At 61.8% G+C, this 15,360-nt stretch carries 9 protein-coding genes and 1 pseudogene; 7 read left to right on the top strand and 3 right to left on the bottom strand.

The window, feature by feature from the left end:
• Positions 1-123 precede the first annotated feature (123 nt).
• From AC58EF_RS08565 to AC58EF_RS08545, 5 genes and pseudogenes are all read left to right on the top strand, one after another.
• Positions 124-3,147 (top strand): glycosyl hydrolase family 28-related protein, encoded by a 3,024-nt coding sequence (locus tag AC58EF_RS08565; protein WP_497275612.1) that lies wholly within the window; start codon positions 124-126, stop codon positions 3,145-3,147.
• A 137-nt stretch (positions 3,148-3,284) separates the two neighbouring features.
• The gene (locus AC58EF_RS08560) at positions 3,285-6,281 is read left to right on the top strand and encodes a TonB-dependent receptor plug domain-containing protein (protein ID WP_497275610.1); all 2,997 of its coding nucleotides are present in this window, start codon (positions 3,285-3,287) and stop codon (positions 6,279-6,281) included.
• Between the two features lie 71 nt (positions 6,282-6,352).
• The gene (locus AC58EF_RS08555) at positions 6,353-9,403 is read left to right on the top strand and encodes a glycosyl hydrolase family 28-related protein (RefSeq protein ID WP_497275608.1); all 3,051 of its coding nucleotides are present in this window, start codon (positions 6,353-6,355) and stop codon (positions 9,401-9,403) included.
• The gene (locus AC58EF_RS08550) at positions 9,400-9,537 is read left to right on the top strand and encodes a hypothetical protein (protein ID WP_497275606.1); all 138 of its coding nucleotides are present in this window, start codon (positions 9,400-9,402) and stop codon (positions 9,535-9,537) included. Before AC58EF_RS08555 ends, AC58EF_RS08550 begins: the two co-directional genes overlap by 4 nt.
• An 11-nt stretch (positions 9,538-9,548) precedes the next feature.
• A pseudogene (locus AC58EF_RS08545) lies at positions 9,549-10,005 on the top strand (transposase); the annotation flags it as partial.
• A 20-nt stretch (positions 10,006-10,025) separates the two neighbouring features.
• Here the strand turns inward: AC58EF_RS08545 and AC58EF_RS08540 are convergent.
• Together AC58EF_RS08540 and AC58EF_RS08535 are read right to left on the bottom strand one after the other, a co-directional pair.
• On the bottom strand, positions 10,026-10,529 hold the full coding sequence (locus tag AC58EF_RS08540; RefSeq protein WP_497275604.1) for a hypothetical protein: 504 nt from the start codon (positions 10,527-10,529) through the stop codon (positions 10,026-10,028).
• A gap of 82 nt (positions 10,530-10,611) precedes the next feature.
• Positions 10,612-13,461, bottom strand: coding sequence for a TonB-dependent receptor domain-containing protein (locus tag AC58EF_RS08535; RefSeq protein ID WP_497275602.1), 2,850 nt, complete (start codon positions 13,459-13,461; stop codon positions 10,612-10,614).
• 295 nt (positions 13,462-13,756) lie between these two features.
• Here AC58EF_RS08535 and AC58EF_RS08530 point away from each other — a divergent pair, with 295 nt between their 5' ends.
• Positions 13,757-14,521 (top strand): MBL fold metallo-hydrolase, encoded by a 765-nt coding sequence (locus AC58EF_RS08530; RefSeq protein WP_497275601.1) that lies wholly within the window; start codon positions 13,757-13,759, stop codon positions 14,519-14,521.
• Positions 14,522-14,562: 41 nt separating this feature from the next.
• On the top strand, positions 14,563-14,865 hold the full coding sequence (locus tag AC58EF_RS08525) for a hypothetical protein (protein ID WP_497275599.1): 303 nt from the start codon (positions 14,563-14,565) through the stop codon (positions 14,863-14,865).
• A 15-nt stretch (positions 14,866-14,880) separates the two neighbouring features.
• Here the strand turns inward: AC58EF_RS08525 and AC58EF_RS08520 are convergent, their stop codons facing one another.
• Positions 14,881-15,342 (bottom strand): MarR family winged helix-turn-helix transcriptional regulator, encoded by a 462-nt coding sequence (locus AC58EF_RS08520; protein WP_497275844.1) that lies wholly within the window; start codon positions 15,340-15,342, stop codon positions 14,881-14,883.
• Between the last annotated feature and the right edge of the window lie 18 nt (positions 15,343-15,360).

Genomic DNA, 15,360 nt, shown 5'->3' with positions numbered 1-15,360 from the left:
TGTTCCCTCGCTATAGAATCGCGGATCGCCGCGTGCAAACTACGACCTTCGTCGCAAGTGCCAAGTCCAGGCCGGATCTTTAATCAGGCGATCCCAGGTAGATAACAGCATGGAGAGGCGGCTATGATCGGACGCAGCATGATCGCGGCTTTGTTGGCGGCGACCACTTTGGGAGCGCCGGCCCGGGCCGCAAGCCCGTCGGTTTTCCCCGTCGCGCCGGACGAACCCCATGCCGTCACGGTCAAGGCGAAGGGCGACGGCAAGGCCGACGACAGCGCGGCGATCCAGCAGGCGCTGGACCAGGCGCGCGACAAGACCGGCCATGGCATCGTCTTCCTGCCGTCCGGCACCTATCGCATCACGCGCAGCCTGATCGTACCGGCGGGCGTGCGCGTCTATGGCGTCGGTCCTACCCGGCCGGTCATCCTGCTGGGCGCCGACACACCGGGATTTCAGCAGGGCGTGTCGACGATGGTCATCTTCGCGGGCGGCGATCAGTATAATGTCGGCAAGGTGCCCGTTCCGGTGCCGACCGTCGTACCGCGCGACAAAGTGGTCCGGGATGCCAATTCCGGCACCTTCTATTCGTCGATGAGCAATGTCGATATCGAGATCGGCGCGGGCAATCCGGCGGCTGCGGGCGTGCGCTTCCGCATGGCGCAGCATGCCTTCCTCAGCCACATGGAGTTCCGCCTGGGCACGGCGTTCGCCGGCGTCTATCAAGCCGGCAATGTCATCGAGAATGTCCATTTCCAGGGCGGCCGCTACGGCATCGTCACGGAAAAGACCTCCCCCGCCTGGCAGTTCACCCTTCTGGACTCGACCTTCGACGGCCAGCGCGACGCCGCCATCCGCGAGCATGAGGTCGATCTTACCCTCGTCAACGTCGCGATCCGCAACACGCCGGTCGGGATCGAGATCGACCGGGGCTATAGCGACAGCCTCTGGGGCAAGGATGTCCGGTTCGAAAATGTGTCGAAGGCCGGCGTCGTCATCTCCAACGAGAATAATGTCTTCACCCAGGTCGGTTTCGACAATGCGCTTGTCCAGAACAGTCCGGTCTTCGCCCGCTTCCGCGACAGCGGCAGGACGGTGGATGGCAAGGGCAAGGCCTATAGGGTCGCAAATTTCTCCTACGGCCTCGCCGTGCCGGACCTGGGCCATCAGGGCGAATATAAGACGGAAGCGGATATTCAGGTCCTGCCCGCCATGCCCGCGCCGCGCGAAAGGGCCATTCGCGACCTGCCGCCGATGCGCGAATGGGTCAATATCCGCACATTGGGCGCGATGGGCGACGGTAAGGCCGACGACACCGTCGCGATCCAGAAGGCGATCGACAGCCATCGCATCCTCTATTTCCCGGTCGGCTTCTACAAGATCACGAACAAGCTCACCATCCGCCCCGACAGCGTGCTGATCGGCCTGCATCCCGCCATCACGCAACTCTATATTCCCGACGACAATCCTGCCCATGCGGGTCTCGGCCCGGTGCTGCCGATTCTCGAAAGCCCCAAAGGCGGCGACAATATCCTGTCGGGCCTTGGCCTCTTCACCGGCCGCATCAATCCGCGCGCTTCGGCGCTGCTGTGGCGATCGGGCGAGAAAAGCCTGGTCGAGGACGTGAAGATTATGGGCGGCGGCGGCACGCCGACCGCCGACGGCAAGATGCTGGGCGCCTTGCGGGTCAATACGGGTGATCCGGTCACCGACGGACGGCTGGACGCCCAATATCCCAGCATCTGGGTGACGGACGGCGGCGGCGGTACCTTCGCCGACGTGTGGAGTCCCAACAGTTTCGCGCAGGCTGGATTCTATATCACCGACACCAGCACGCCCGGCCATGTCTATGAAATGTCGGTCGAACATCATGCCCGTAACGAATTCGTGCTCGACAATGTGCAGAATTGGGAGTTTCTGGCGCCGCAAACCGAGCAGGAGGTGGATGACGGCCCGGACGCCATCTCGCTCGACATCCGCAATTCGAAAAATCTGCTGTTCGCCAACTATCATGGCTATCGCGTGACGCGCACCTATGCGCCGGAAAAAAGCGCGGTCAGGCTGACCAATTCGAGCGATATCCGTTTCCGCAACGTCCATATCAATGCCGAGAGCGGCTATGCGACCTGCGACGACGAAGGCTGCGGCACTTTCCTGCGGGCAAGCAAATATCCGTTCGACAATGCGATCGAGGATGTGAGCCGCAAGCTGCTGGTGCGCGAGCGGGAATTTGCCAAGCTCGACATCGGCGCGGCCGACCGCAAGATCACGCCGGTCTCGCCCAGCAGCGCCAGGGTCGAGAAGCTGGAGGATGGCTTTTGGTCGATCTCCGGCGCGGCGGTGGACGCCAAGGGCGCGCTCTACTTCATCGACCGCCGCTTCCAGCGCATCCATCGCTGGAGCGAAACCAAGGGACTGGAGATCGTTCGCGACCATGCGCTCGATCCGGTCAATCTGGCGATCGACGGGTCGGGTCATCTGCTGGTCCTGTCCTCTCTGGGGCCGAAGGCGGGCGTCTATTCTGTCGATCCGGAAGGGCCGAAGGACCAGATGACGCTGATCCAGCCGACCCCGATACGCGCGGGCGGCGCGGCGAAGACGCTGCTGCCGGTCAACTGGTGGAATAATGGCGAGTTCAGGGACCAGCTCGACCACAAGACATATGCGTTCACCACGCTCGCCGAGATGTTCGCGCGCGACGCCGGCACGCCCAAGGCGAAGGAATATCTCTCCCCCGACGGCAGCCTGTCCCTGCCCGCCTTCCGCACATGGCAGCAGGGCCCCATCGATCATACAGGCTGGCGCTGGTCCGACAGCCTGAACGCGAACGGCCTCATCGGCGGCAAGCCGGGCGAGCGCCTGTTCGTCACCAATGGGTCGGAGAATATAACCTATAGCGGTACGGTCGGCGCGGGCGGCACGCTGACCGACCTCAAGCCCTTCGCCAATCGCGGCGGCGAAAGCGTCGCGGTGGATGGTCAGGGGCGCGTCTATGTCGCGAACGGGCAGATCTTTGTCTATGGTCCCGACGGCAAGGAAACGGGACGCATCGACGTGCCGGACCGGCCGTTGCAGATCCTGTTCGGCGGGCCGGACAAGCGCACGCTCTTCATCTTGACGCATCACGCGCTCTACGCGGCAAAGCCCTGAAATCAGGGCTTCCGGCAGCATCTACGACCTATGTCGTAAGTGCGGCGGACGGGGCGCGGGGATAGGCTTTGTAGGATCGCCCGACATGGGCGCGACCGGCTCCGGGAGGATGGGTCGGATATAAAGGGGAAGGATCAATGAAAGTGACGATCGCAATCCATCGGCAACTGGCCGGCGTCAGCCTGGCGGCGGTGGCGACCATGGCCTTGGCCGGACTGGCGCAGGCCCAGACCCAGACCCCGACCCAGTCCGCCCCCGCGCCGCAGCCCCAGAGCATCACGCCGCAGGACCAGGCCGACGATGCGTCCGCGCCGCGCGCCGCCGATATCGTCGTCACCGGATCGCGCATCACCACCAGCGGTTTCAATGCGCCCACGCCCACCACGGTTATCGGCGAGGAGCAGATCGCCAACAATGCGCAGCCCAATATCTTCAACACCGTGGCCCAGCTGCCTTCGCTCCAGGGATCGACCGGCGCGGCGACCGGCACCTTCAGCACGTCGAGCGGCCAGCAGGGGCTGAGCTCCTTCTCGCTGCGCGGCCTCCAGCCCATCCGCACCCTGACGCTGCTCGACGGCCAGCGCGTGGTCGGCGCCAACGTTACCGGCGTGCCCGACATCAGCATGTTCCCGCAACTGCTGGTGAAGCGGGTCGACGTCGTGACCGGCGGCGCCTCGGCTTCCTATGGGTCGGACGCGGTCGGCGGCGTCGTCAACTTCATCACCGACACCCATTTCGAAGGATTCAAGGGCAATATCCTGGGCAGCATCACCAAATATGGCGATGACGAGACGGCGCTGGTCCAGGCCGCCTATGGCAAGTCCTTCATGGACGATCGCCTCCATCTCGTCCTCAGCGGTGAATATGACCATGAAGGCGGCGTCGGCGCGGGCGATTTCGGCACGGACCTGGCCGGCAGCCGCGACTGGTATCGCGCCACCACCTTGATGAATACCGGCCAGACCAATAATGGCCTGCCGCAGTTCAACTATCGCGACTATGCGCAACCCTATCAGTTCGCGCGCTACGGCCTGATCAACAATGGTCCGTTGCAGGGCATCGCCTTCGATCAGAATGGCACGCCCTATAATTTCAACTATGGGTCGAACGGCCAGCCGACCGGCACCGGCGCCGTCACCAACTGCTATCCCGGCAACAGCTTTTGCGAGGGCGGCGATCTGTCGGGCGCGCCGGGGTCGGGCGCGTCGCTCAAGTCCAAGCTGGAGCGCATCAACGGCTATGGCCGGATCGGCTTCGACTTTGCCGAGGACAATGAAGCCTATGTCACGGTCAATGTGGCGCAGGTGAAGACCAACAATCAACCCAGCCCCGGCTATGGCCGCGCGAGCCTCAGGGTCGAATGCGCCAACGCCTTCCTGCCGCAACTGGTCAAGGATCGCTGTGCCACTGCCGGCATTACCTTCTTCAATTTCGGGTCGAGCAACGCTGCCTTCCCCGATCCGCAAGTCTATACTGACCGGCGCCAATATCGCTTCGTCGCCGGGGCCAAGGGCAAGTTCGAGGTCGGCGGCTCCGACTGGAACTATGACGCCTATTATGAACATGGCATCACCATTTCCGACATCCGGGTGAAGGATATTGTCCTTCAGAACCGCTATGCGGCGGCGGCCAATGCGATCACCCTCAACGGGGCGATCATTTGCGCCGATCCGGTGGCGCGGGCCAATGGCTGCCAGCCGATCAACATCTTCGGCGGCTTCACCCCCTCTGCGTCGGCGCTCGCCTATGTCGCCCCGCATGAAAATGGTCCGTTCCAGCACACCAAGCTGACCCAGGACGTCGCCAGCCTGAACTTCTCGGGCAATCCCTTCGAGTTGTGGGCCGGGCCGGTGTCGGTCGCGTTCGGCGGCGAATATCGTCGGGAATTCTACCGGGTGAATGCGGACCCCTATGGCGCCGGCGTTTCGGACCTCAGCCCCAACAGCCCGGACTATCCCGCCGATCCGCTGCTCAACGCAGCGCAGGGCAATAACTGGGCAGCCGGCAATTACAAGAATGGCCGCGGCAAATACGAAGTCTATGAAGGTTTTCTGGAAGTCGACCTGCCGCTGTTCGACAGCCAGTCGGTGGGCCGTGCGAACCTGAATGCCGCCGGTCGCGGCACCCATTATAGCACGTCGGGCACCGTGTGGGCGTGGAAGGTGGGCGGTACCTGGGACACGCCGCTCGACGGCATTCGCCTGCGTGCCGTGACGTCGCGCGACGTGCGTGCGCCCAACCTGTCGGAGCTGTTCGCGGCGCCGACCGTCACGACGCTGCCCAATTTCAACGACCCCTTCCAGGGCGCCGCCGTGCAGGCGTTCCAGAGAACGATCGGCAACCCCAATCTGAAGCCGGAAATCGCGCGCAACACCGAAATCGGCATCGTTCTGGCGCGGCCGTCCTGGCTGCCGGGCCTCAGCCTGTCCTTCGACTATTATGACATCAAGCTGAAGGGAGTTATCTCCAGCCTGTCAGCGCAGCAGATCGTGCAATTCTGCTTCGATGGCAATCAGGCCTTCTGCGGCGGCTTCAGCCTCGACAATGCCAATGTTCAGGACAATTTCATCAATGTCCAGCCGTTCAATCTCGCCTCCTGGCGGACCAGCGGGTTCGATATCGAGGCCAGCTACCAGTGGCAGCAGCCGCTTGGGCTGCCCGGCAATTTCACCGTCCGCGCGCTGGGCACCCATATCCGCAAATTCATCGTCAATGCTGGCGTCGCCGGCGTGGACCCGGTCGATCAGGCCGGCGCCAACAACGGCAATACGCCCGACTGGAAATGGCTGGCGGTGCAAACCTATGACAGCGGCAGGTTCAGCCTGACGGTGCAGGAACGCTGGTTCAGCGACGGCACCTTCGGCAACCAATATGTGGTCTGCCAGTCGTCCTGCCCCGCCTCGACCGGGAATCATCCGACCATCGATTATAACAGGATGAAGGGCGCCTTCTATATGGATATCGGCGCGACCTTCAAGTTCAGCGACCGTCTGTCCATCTATGGCAAGGTCGATAATCTGTTCGATAAGGACCCGGTCGCATCGCCCCAGACCAATACCGGTCTGGATATCAATCCGGCGCTCTACGACACGCTGGGCCGCATCTATCGCGCGGGTGTCCGCTTCAACTTCTGATCGTCCCTGATCTCCCCCAACCTCGTCCCGGTTCTGCACGGCCGGGACATCTTCTTTTCGGAGCTTGCCGAATGTATCGCTGTTTGATCGGCGCCTGCGCATCGATGCTGCTCTGTCTGGCGGCGGTCCAGACGGCGCAGGCTTCCCCGTCCGTCTATGTCAGCGCGCCCGACGAACCCCGCGCCGTCGCCGTGCAAGGGGTGGGTGATGGCCGCGCCGACGACAGCGCCGCGATCCAGGAGGCAATCGACAAGGCGGCGGAGAAGGGCGGTGGTGGCATCGTTTTTTTGCCCGCCGGGACCTATCGGATCAGCCGCACCCTGTTCCTCTGGCCGGGGGTCCGCATCTTCGGCATCGGTGAGAAACGGCCGATCATCCTGCTCGGCAAGAACACGCCCGGCTTCCAGCGCGGCGTCGCCCATATGCTGATGTTCACCGGTAGCACGCGTCAGACCGACAAGGACACCCGGCCTGCCGCCTTCCCGCCTGCCGGCACTGTGCCCTTCAACAAGGACATAGCCGACGCCAATCCCGGCACCTTCTATTCCGCGCTTGCCAATATCGATTTCCGTATCCTGGACGGCAATCCGGCCGCCACCGCGATCCGTTTCCATTCCGCGCAGCATAGCTTCGTCAGCCATGTCGATTTCGACATCGGCTCTGGCCTGGCCGGTCTCTACCATGTCGCCAACGAAGCCGAAGACCTGCATTTCAGGGGTGGCCGCTATGGCATATTGGCCGAGAAGCCGTCGCCCGCCTGGCCGTTCGCGCTGGTCGACGCGACCTTCGAAGGGCAGCGTGACGCGGCCATTCGCGAGCATGAAGCGGGCCTGACCCTCGTCAACGTCGCTTTCCGCAATGTGCCGGTCGGAATCGAGATCGATCGCGGCTATGGCGACTGGCTCTGGGGCCAGGATGTCCGGTTCGAAAATGTGTCGAAGGCCGGCGTCCTCATCTCCAACGAGAAGAATGTCTATACCCAGATCGGCTTCCAGAATGTGCTGGCCGCCAATAGCCCGACTTTCGCCCGCTTCCGCGAGAGCGGCCGGACGGTGGCAGGCGCGGGCGCGGCTTATAAGGTCACATCCTTCACCCATGGCCTGACCCTGCCCGGTCTTGGCCGCATCGGCGAATATAGAACCGAGATGGAGGCGGAACGCATCGCGAGCCTGCCCGCGCCGGCCGCGCCCGCCATTCGTGCGCTGCCGTCGGTATCCGAATGGGTGAGCGTCCGCACATTCGGTGCAAAGGGCGATGACAGCACGGACGATACGGCCGCGATCCAGAAGGCGATCGATAGCCATCGTGTCGTCTATCTGCCCGCGGGCTTCTATCGGGTCAGCGATACGCTGCGTCTACGCCCCGGCACGGTGCTGCTGGGCTTGCACCCCAGCCTGACGCAGATCGTGCTGCCCGACACGACCCCCGCCTGGGCGGGGGTCGGTGCGCCCAAGGCGCTGGTCGAAAGCGCCCAGGGCGGCGATGCGATCGTCGCGGGCCTTGGCCTCAACACCAACGGCGCCAATCCGCGCGCCACCGCGCTGCTGTGGAAAGCGGGCGCCCACTCGATGGTCAACGACGTCAAGTTCCAGGGTGGCCATGGCACCGATCGCTTCGATGGCAGCCGCGTCACGCCCTATAATAACAATGCTACCGCTGATCCCGACGCCGCGCGCCGCTGGGCCGGCCAATATGCCAGCCTCTGGGTCACGCAGGGCGGTGGTGGCACCTTCGCCAATATCTGGAGTCCCAGCACCTTCGGTCATCCCGGCATATTGATATCCGACACGGACACGCCCGGTCGTCTGATCCAGGCGTCGGTCGAACATCATGTCCGCACCGAAATCGGCCTCAACCGCGTTTCCAACTGGGAATTGCTGGCGCCCCAGACCGAAGGTGAAGCGGGCGAGAGCGGCAATGCCGTCGCGCTGGAGATCCGCAATTCCCACAATATATTGGTCGCCAACTTCCACGGCTATCGCGTCACCCGCACCCGTGAGCCTGCGCCGGCCGCCGTCACCCTCTATAATTCCCATGATATCCGTTTCCGCAACGTCCATGTGAATGGCGAAAGCGGCCTTGCCACCTGCGACGAAAATGGCTGCGCGACCTTTTTGCGGCTCACCAAATTCCCGTTCGAGAATAGCATAAGGGACGTGACCCATGGGCTCGACGTGCGCGAGCGGGAGTTTGCCGTGCTGGATGTGCCGGCCAAGCCCGATCCGGTCACGCCCTCCACCTTCCTGGGCGCCAGGGTGGAGAAACTCGCAGCAGGTTTCCACTCTGCCGGCGGCGGCGCAGTGGACGCGCAAGGGCGTTTCTATTTCATCGACCGCAAGTTCCAGCGCATCTGGCGCTGGTCCGATCAAGGACGGCTGGAAATGGTGCGCGACGCCACGCTCGATCCGGTCAACCTGACTGTGGATCGTTCGGGCAACTTGCTGGTTCTTTCCTCCTATGGCCGCAACGGCACGGTCTATAGCGTCAGGCCCGATGCGCCGGACAGCGAGATCAGCGTCATTCCCGCGACATCCGTGGCTCCGCATCCAGGCGCAGCCACGGTGCTGCCCGTCAACTGGTGGAACAATGGTGAGTTCAAGGATCAGATCGATCCCAAGACCTATGCATTCACGACGTTGGCGGACATGTTCGCGCGCGATATGGCGCTGCCCAAGGCCAGGGAATATGTCTCGCCCGACGGCAGCGTCACCCTGCCGGCATGGCGCGTCTTCGCGCAGGGACCGGCGGACCATCGCGGCCTGCGCTTTTCGGACTCGCTCGACAGCTACGGGTTCATCCAGGGCAAGCCGGGCGAGCGCGTCTACATAACCAACGGCTCTGAAAACCGGACATATAGCGCCGTGGTCGGCGCAGGCGGCGCCATGACCGACCTGGCCATCTTCGCGGAGCGGGGCGGCGAGGGCGTCGTGCGCGACCGGGAAGGGCGGGTCTATATCGCCAATGGGCAGATTTTCGTCCACGCCGCCGATGGGCGGGAAATCGGGCGGATCGACGTGCCTGAACGCCCGTTGCAACTGGTTATCGGGGGGAAAGAGGGGCGAACGCTGTTCATCCTGTCCCACCATGGTCTGTATGCCGTGACGCTGGAGCAGGGCGCATGACCATGATTGCGCGCCTGCTTGCCCTTCTGCTGTCCCTGTTCGCGGTCACGGCGGCGCTTGCTATCCCGACCTGGAAGATGGTCAAGGGCGGGCGGGATCGCGCCCTTGCGCATGTCGACCTGGGTCTCGGGTGACGCCAGGCGATATCCTCAGCGATACCCAAGGGTATCTGGTCCATGCCGTCATTCACACCGCCGATATTCAGGATCGAGACGGTGCGCCACTGGTGCTCACAGAGATCCTGGGATGCTTCCCGTGGCTACGCCACGTGTTTGCCGACGGCGGCTATTCGGGAAGCAAGCTCAAGGACGCCTTGAAGCGCACCGGGGAATGGACGGTAGAGATCATCAAACGCTTAGACGCTGCCAGCGGCTTCGAAGTCCTGCCAAGGCGCTGGGTTGTCGAGCGAACTCTTGCATGGCTCAACCGAAACCGCCGCCTGCCAAGGACTTCGAACAGACTATCGCATCCGCGACCGCCTAGGGATCTCCGTCGCCTCGATCCAGCTCGCCACCAGGCGGATCGCAAGGCATCTATGCAGTTTAATTTCGGCACCGACTCTGAGACCACCACAGAGGATAATCGCGATAAAACTGCGATAAAGGAGGTGTCTAATGAGAGCTCATTCCTGTGGCTTGGCGAATGTCGGATCGTAGCGTTCGTGGCAGCTGTCGCAGGCGACATCGAGATCACCTCCGGCTTTCAGAAAAGCGCTCGGGTCCCGTTTTTCCGCTGCCGCGGCGGCCTCCAGCGCGACGCTTCTGACCCGTTTGACTGCCTCGTCCCAAGCCGGCTCTTCTACTCGTCGGCCCGGGATCAGCAGGACATTGGTCATTTCCGCAAGGGCGAGACTTGCACTTTCGGCATCTTCCCATTCGCCATCGTTCTTCGGGAACAATGAATGATCGCCGCTGGCATTGCTCACCCAGCCCTGCCGCTTCCAGATCCCATCACCGGAATATTGCATCACGTGGAGCATGAACTCCTTCGTGGGCAACTTCGTGTAGAAGACGGGTTCGCCCGCTTCGGCCTTATTCTCGACGACGGGTTTGTCCGCTGCTTGATGTTCGGAGCAGCCGGATAGTGCCATCGCGGTCAGGATCAGAGTACGGAATGCTCGAGTCATGTCAGTCCTTCTTGCGACTGTTCACCGAAGGCAGGATAAAGTCGCGGCCCGCCGAAGCGGGCCCCGACCCTGGGAAAGAGCCTCAGAAGTTCAGGCGGAGGCCTGCGGTGTAGTAACGTCCGATCGAGTCGTCGCCAGACACCGCTGGGTTGGCGGTCCCCGGTGCGCTCGTCCTGAGCAGAGCCGGAGAAATGCGGGGAGCGGTGTCGAACAGATTGCCGACGTTGAAGAAGAATTGGGCCGTACCGTTACTGCGGAAGGGCACGTCGTACGACAGGTTCAAGTCCGTATAGAAGGCGGATCGCAGATAGGGATCGGCATACACGGCTTCCAGCGTTTCCTGGCGCTTCTGCTTGCCCAGGTAACGCATCTGAAGGTCCAGGCCGAAACCACCGCTTCTGTAGCTGACCATGCCCGTTAGACGATGCTTGGACATCCCTACCTGGCCCGCATCATCATCAGGAAGGGCGTCGGGATACGACCGAGTCTCGAGATGGGGCTGGTAGCTGTACAAGGCACGAAGTCGCAATTCACCGGGAAGCTTCGCGGCGATTTCGCTCAGAGAGAAATTATAGCTTGCTTCCGCGTCGAGGCCTTCCGTCCTGGCATCGGCGATATTGAGGCTGATCGTCCGCGTCAGTGTCGGGAAGTTCGCTGCCGTCGTATTGGTATAAGGGAACGGGCGAACGATGAGTTGGCACAGCTGCGAGGCGCCACCCGATGCTGCGCATTGCTGCAGGATCGATGCGTTGGTGCCGGCAAGCGAGCTGATCGCATTGTTGATGCGGATATTGTAGTAATCGAGCGCGAGAGTCAGGCGAGGAAGCCATTTGGGCTGATAGACGACGCCCGCGGTATAGGTCCTGGCGACCTCGGGCACGAGATCGGGATTTCCGCTCGTCTGGACGTTGACGTTGCCGGTGACGCCAGTGAGCGGATCGACGATTCTCGTGAAGCTGAGGCCCGTGATCGGAGAAAGGTCGGCGAGGGTGGGTGCGCGGATGTCCCGCGACTTTGCTGCACGGAATTTGAGACCCTCTATGGGTTCGTACGTCAGGCCCAACTTGTAGGTCGTGACGGACCCGCTGCTGTCATAATGGGTGTAGCGCACGGCTCCGTTGAAATCGACCTTTCGGGCAAAAGGCAGGTCTGCCAGAAGCGGGAACAGAATTTCACCGCCGACTTCCCAAACCTCGTTCTGGCCCTCGCGCGGAGGTTCGGTCGTATAGCCCCATAGCGGCGGCAAGCTGGTCGCGTTGACGCCTCTGACCCCCGTGTAGATGCCGGGAGGTAGGTAATTGGGATCGTCGCTCGTCGTCTGTTTCATCGACACCTTGCGATATTCCGCATTGATCGACGCCACGACCTTGCCGGCCCAGTTTTCGAATGCCGTACCCGAGATGCTCGCACCCAGGTCATCCATCTTGTTGACGGCCTGCCACGAGGTGTCGCCCAGAACATAGTCCAGGGCGGCCTGACTCTGGTTGCCGACGCCGAACATATTGATCGGCGCGCAGCCCGCGGCCAGAGGGCTGGAAGGGTTGGTGAGCGTGATGCGGCATACCGCGTTGCCGTTGACGTCGCGTACGGCATCGAGAGCCGCATAGAGATTCGGGTAATTGACGTTGTTCCTCGTGACCGACGTCACCTTCGCTTCATCATGTGAATAGTAGAGCCGCCAATCCAGATCGCCGAAGATCTTGCCTTCCAGCCCGGCACTTCCGCGGTAGACCCTCGTCTTCTGGTCCGTCGAGGCATAGATCGAGAGATCGTTGTTGATCCTGTTCATGACGAATGATGGAGCGTTGGCAGCCGTGAGCATGGCTTGTGCGGATGTCGGTAGAAAGGCGTTGCCACTGTAGATCGTGTAACTCGCGACCCGCTCATTCAGATTCTGGGTCTGGGTCGATCCATCGGAATAGCTGCCTTCGGCGAAGAATCTGAGATCGTCCCCCAATTGATAATCGAACCTGGCGAATATCTGGTTGGTTTCGAGGTTGTTGACCAGGGTCCCCTGGAAGTAACCTCCATCGCCCCCGCTCGCGATGTTCTGGGTCCGCGTGGGCGTGCCGGGATTGAAGGTCGCTAACGTGCCGGAGCCCACGAATTGCCGCCCTGCGAATGGACCGCTCGTGACCAAGCCTCCGAATGCGGCGTTGGACACGGTAGCATGATCGGTGAGGACATAGGGGTTGGTCGCCGTGCCGCCCCCGGTGTAGACCGGGCGATCGGCAGCGAAATCGCGCTCCGATTGTCCGGGTATCCCCTTGTTGTCGTAATGTTCGGCGCTGAACTCGAAGTGTCCGCGATCACCGATGTCGAACCCTCCGGCGACGCCGACGCGCCATGACGGAGCGTCACCGCGGTCCGAAATACCTTGTTGGACATTGAATTTCAGGCCGTTGAACTTCTTGTCCAAGATGAAGTTCACGACCCCGGTCACGGCGTCGGAGCCGTAAACCGCCGAAGCGCCGCCGGTCACGACTTCCACGCGTTCGACCAGCATCTGCGGAATGGTGTTGGTGTCGACCTGACCGTTCACCGCGGTGGCCCCCAAGCGGCGCCCGTCCTGCAACACGAGCGTACGGATGGCGCCGAAGTTTCGCAGGTTGAGATAATTGCCGGTGAAGATGTTCGAGCGACCGGCTCCCGCTCCATTGCCTGCGCCGACGCTCGTGGTCGAGCCAGCGAACTGGGGTAGCTTGTTGAGCGCGTCGGGAATGTTGGACGGCGTCACCTGCAATTGCTGCGCCGAGGTGATCGTCACCGGTGTGGGGGCATCCTGTCCGTCGCGAATGACACGCGAACCGGTCACCACGATATCTTCGAGGGCGGCGGGTTCGGTTTCGGTCGATCCGGCATCCTGCCCCCATGCCGGTGTAGCCATTGCGATCAAGGCTGCGCCTGAAAGCCAAGCTCTCTTGCGGTACATATCTCTCCCTTCGCTCTCATATTTCTAGCAGACTCGGTTGGTCTGTACTTTAATTTTTCCAGTAGAAATTATGATGAGCAATATATTTATTAGTTTGTCATGATTTATCAAAGTTTGTTCGACAAATTATCTTATTTGATGGATATATTATCTTGTGTAAGACTTAAATTGCAGCTGAGTCATCATGACTCGACTCTACCGAAGCGTAGGGGTGGGCCATTGGTCGACCATGGGTAGGGGCTCGGTCGGGTTGCCCGAAGTTGGGCGGAAATCGCAAGTAGGTAGGAGTGAATAAATGGCCTTCGGATCGCGCATTCCTATACTGGCGTTCGTTCTGGCAGCATTGCCGGTGCTCGGCTGCATCTCCGCATCGTTCGCACAGGACCGGCTGCCGACGAAGTCGGGGGATCTGGAGATCCAGCCGATCAAGCATGCGAGCTTCGTGCTGCGATGGTCCGGCAAGACGGTCTTCGTGGATCCTGCCTGGGACAAGTCGCTTTATGACGGATTGCCCAAGCCGGATCTGATCCTCTTCACCGACATCCATCGCGATCATTTCGACGTATCGATCGCCGAAGCCGTCGTGGGTCCCGAGACGCATATCATTGCGCCAGCGGCCGTTCGCGATCTGATGCCACCCGGCTTGCAGGCTCGGACCACGGTACTCGCCAACGGCGCTTCATCGACGGCGCTCGGGGCGAAGATAGAAGCCGTCCCGATGTACAACATCAGCCCTGACAGGCTGCGCTTCCATTCCAAGGGGCGCGGTAACGGTTACGTCCTCGATGTCGGCGGACGCCGAATATACATAGCCGGTGATACGGAAGATACGGCGGAGATGCGTGCGCTCGAAAGGATCGACGTGGCATTCATTCCCATGAACCTTCCATACACGATGACGATCGAGCAGGCGGCGGACGCGGTGAAGGCGTTTCGGCCCGCTGTAGTCATCCCGTATCACTATGGGCAGAGCGATGTCCGCAAATTCGCCGACCTCGTGAAGGCCTTGCCTGGTGTGCAGGTCTGGCTGAGGGATTGGAGAGAGGAAGGGGCGAGGTAGCAGCCTCAGCGCGTTCGCCCCAATCCATTGCGGAGTTAGATTTGAGTTTCCTTATCCCCAATATCCGCCCATTCAACGAAGCTCGCGCCAATCTCGCGAGTGCGCAGGTGACGGCCAACCAGATCGATCCGCTGGCGATAATCCAGCGTCTCGATCCGATATTCGGGGACATCCAGCAGTCGAGCGCGGATCCGCTGGAGCTCCGGCGAGCGCTTGCCGGCGGCGGCGCCATATTCCCGACGAACATACGCCAGGAGCGCGCCGCCAACCTTATCACGCTTTTCCGGGTGATGGGTGGTGATCGTGCAGTAGGCGAGGCAGGAACGACTGACGGAGGCGAGTAGATGTCAGGTCTCTCATCATGCAGCAGTCGAGTCCGAGGCCAATACGATGGCGTCCACTCTCCTGAGCATGTTCTCGAACTGATCAATCTCTTGCTTCGTGAACGCGCCGAAAATGCGCTGTTCGAGATCGAGAGCCTTGGGAACCACCGCTTCGTAGAGTTCGCGGCCGGCAGCAGTGAGCGTGAGGAGGTGCGAGCGTTGGTCCGCAGGGTTGGGCTGGCGCGCGATGAGGCCTCGGTCGATGAGGCTGGTCGCCGCCCGGCTGACGGAGACTTTATCCATTCTGGTCTTGAGACCGATCGCCTGCTGAGTGATCCCCGCCGGGTTCTCCGCGATCACGGCGATGAGGCGCCACTCGGGAATTCGCAAGGCGAACAGCGCTTCATACGCGCTCGCAACGGTGTCGCTCACCAGATTGCTCGTGAACGACAGGCGATAGGGAAGGAATCGTTCCAGCAGCAGAAGTTTCTCGGTCATCGGCATGTAGTAACATTT

The sequence above is a fragment of the Sphingobium sp. WR1 genome (assembly GCF_059693745.1).
Note: the sequence above shows the minus strand (reverse complement) of the source record. Positions and strands in the feature narration are given on the sequence as shown.

Excerpts from the sequence above, each read along its gene's own strand:
- AC58EF_RS08530 (WP_497275601.1), top strand. The coding sequence starts at position 13,757 with ATGGCCTTCGGATCGCGCATTCCTATACTGGCGTTCGTTCTGGCAGCA.
- AC58EF_RS08540 (WP_497275604.1), bottom strand. The coding sequence starts at position 10,529 with ATGACTCGAGCATTCCGTACTCTGATCCTGACCGCGATGGCACTATCC.
- AC58EF_RS08535 (WP_497275602.1), bottom strand. The coding sequence starts at position 13,461 with ATGTACCGCAAGAGAGCTTGGCTTTCAGGCGCAGCCTTGATCGCAATG.
- AC58EF_RS08560 (WP_497275610.1), top strand. The coding sequence starts at position 3,285 with ATGAAAGTGACGATCGCAATCCATCGGCAACTGGCCGGCGTCAGCCTG.
- AC58EF_RS08555 (WP_497275608.1), top strand. The coding sequence starts at position 6,353 with ATGTATCGCTGTTTGATCGGCGCCTGCGCATCGATGCTGCTCTGTCTG.
- AC58EF_RS08520 (WP_497275844.1), bottom strand. The coding sequence starts at position 15,342 with ATGACCGAGAAACTTCTGCTGCTGGAACGATTCCTTCCCTATCGCCTG.
- AC58EF_RS08565 (WP_497275612.1), top strand. The coding sequence starts at position 124 with ATGATCGGACGCAGCATGATCGCGGCTTTGTTGGCGGCGACCACTTTG.
- AC58EF_RS08550 (WP_497275606.1), top strand. The coding sequence starts at position 9,400 with ATGACCATGATTGCGCGCCTGCTTGCCCTTCTGCTGTCCCTGTTCGCG.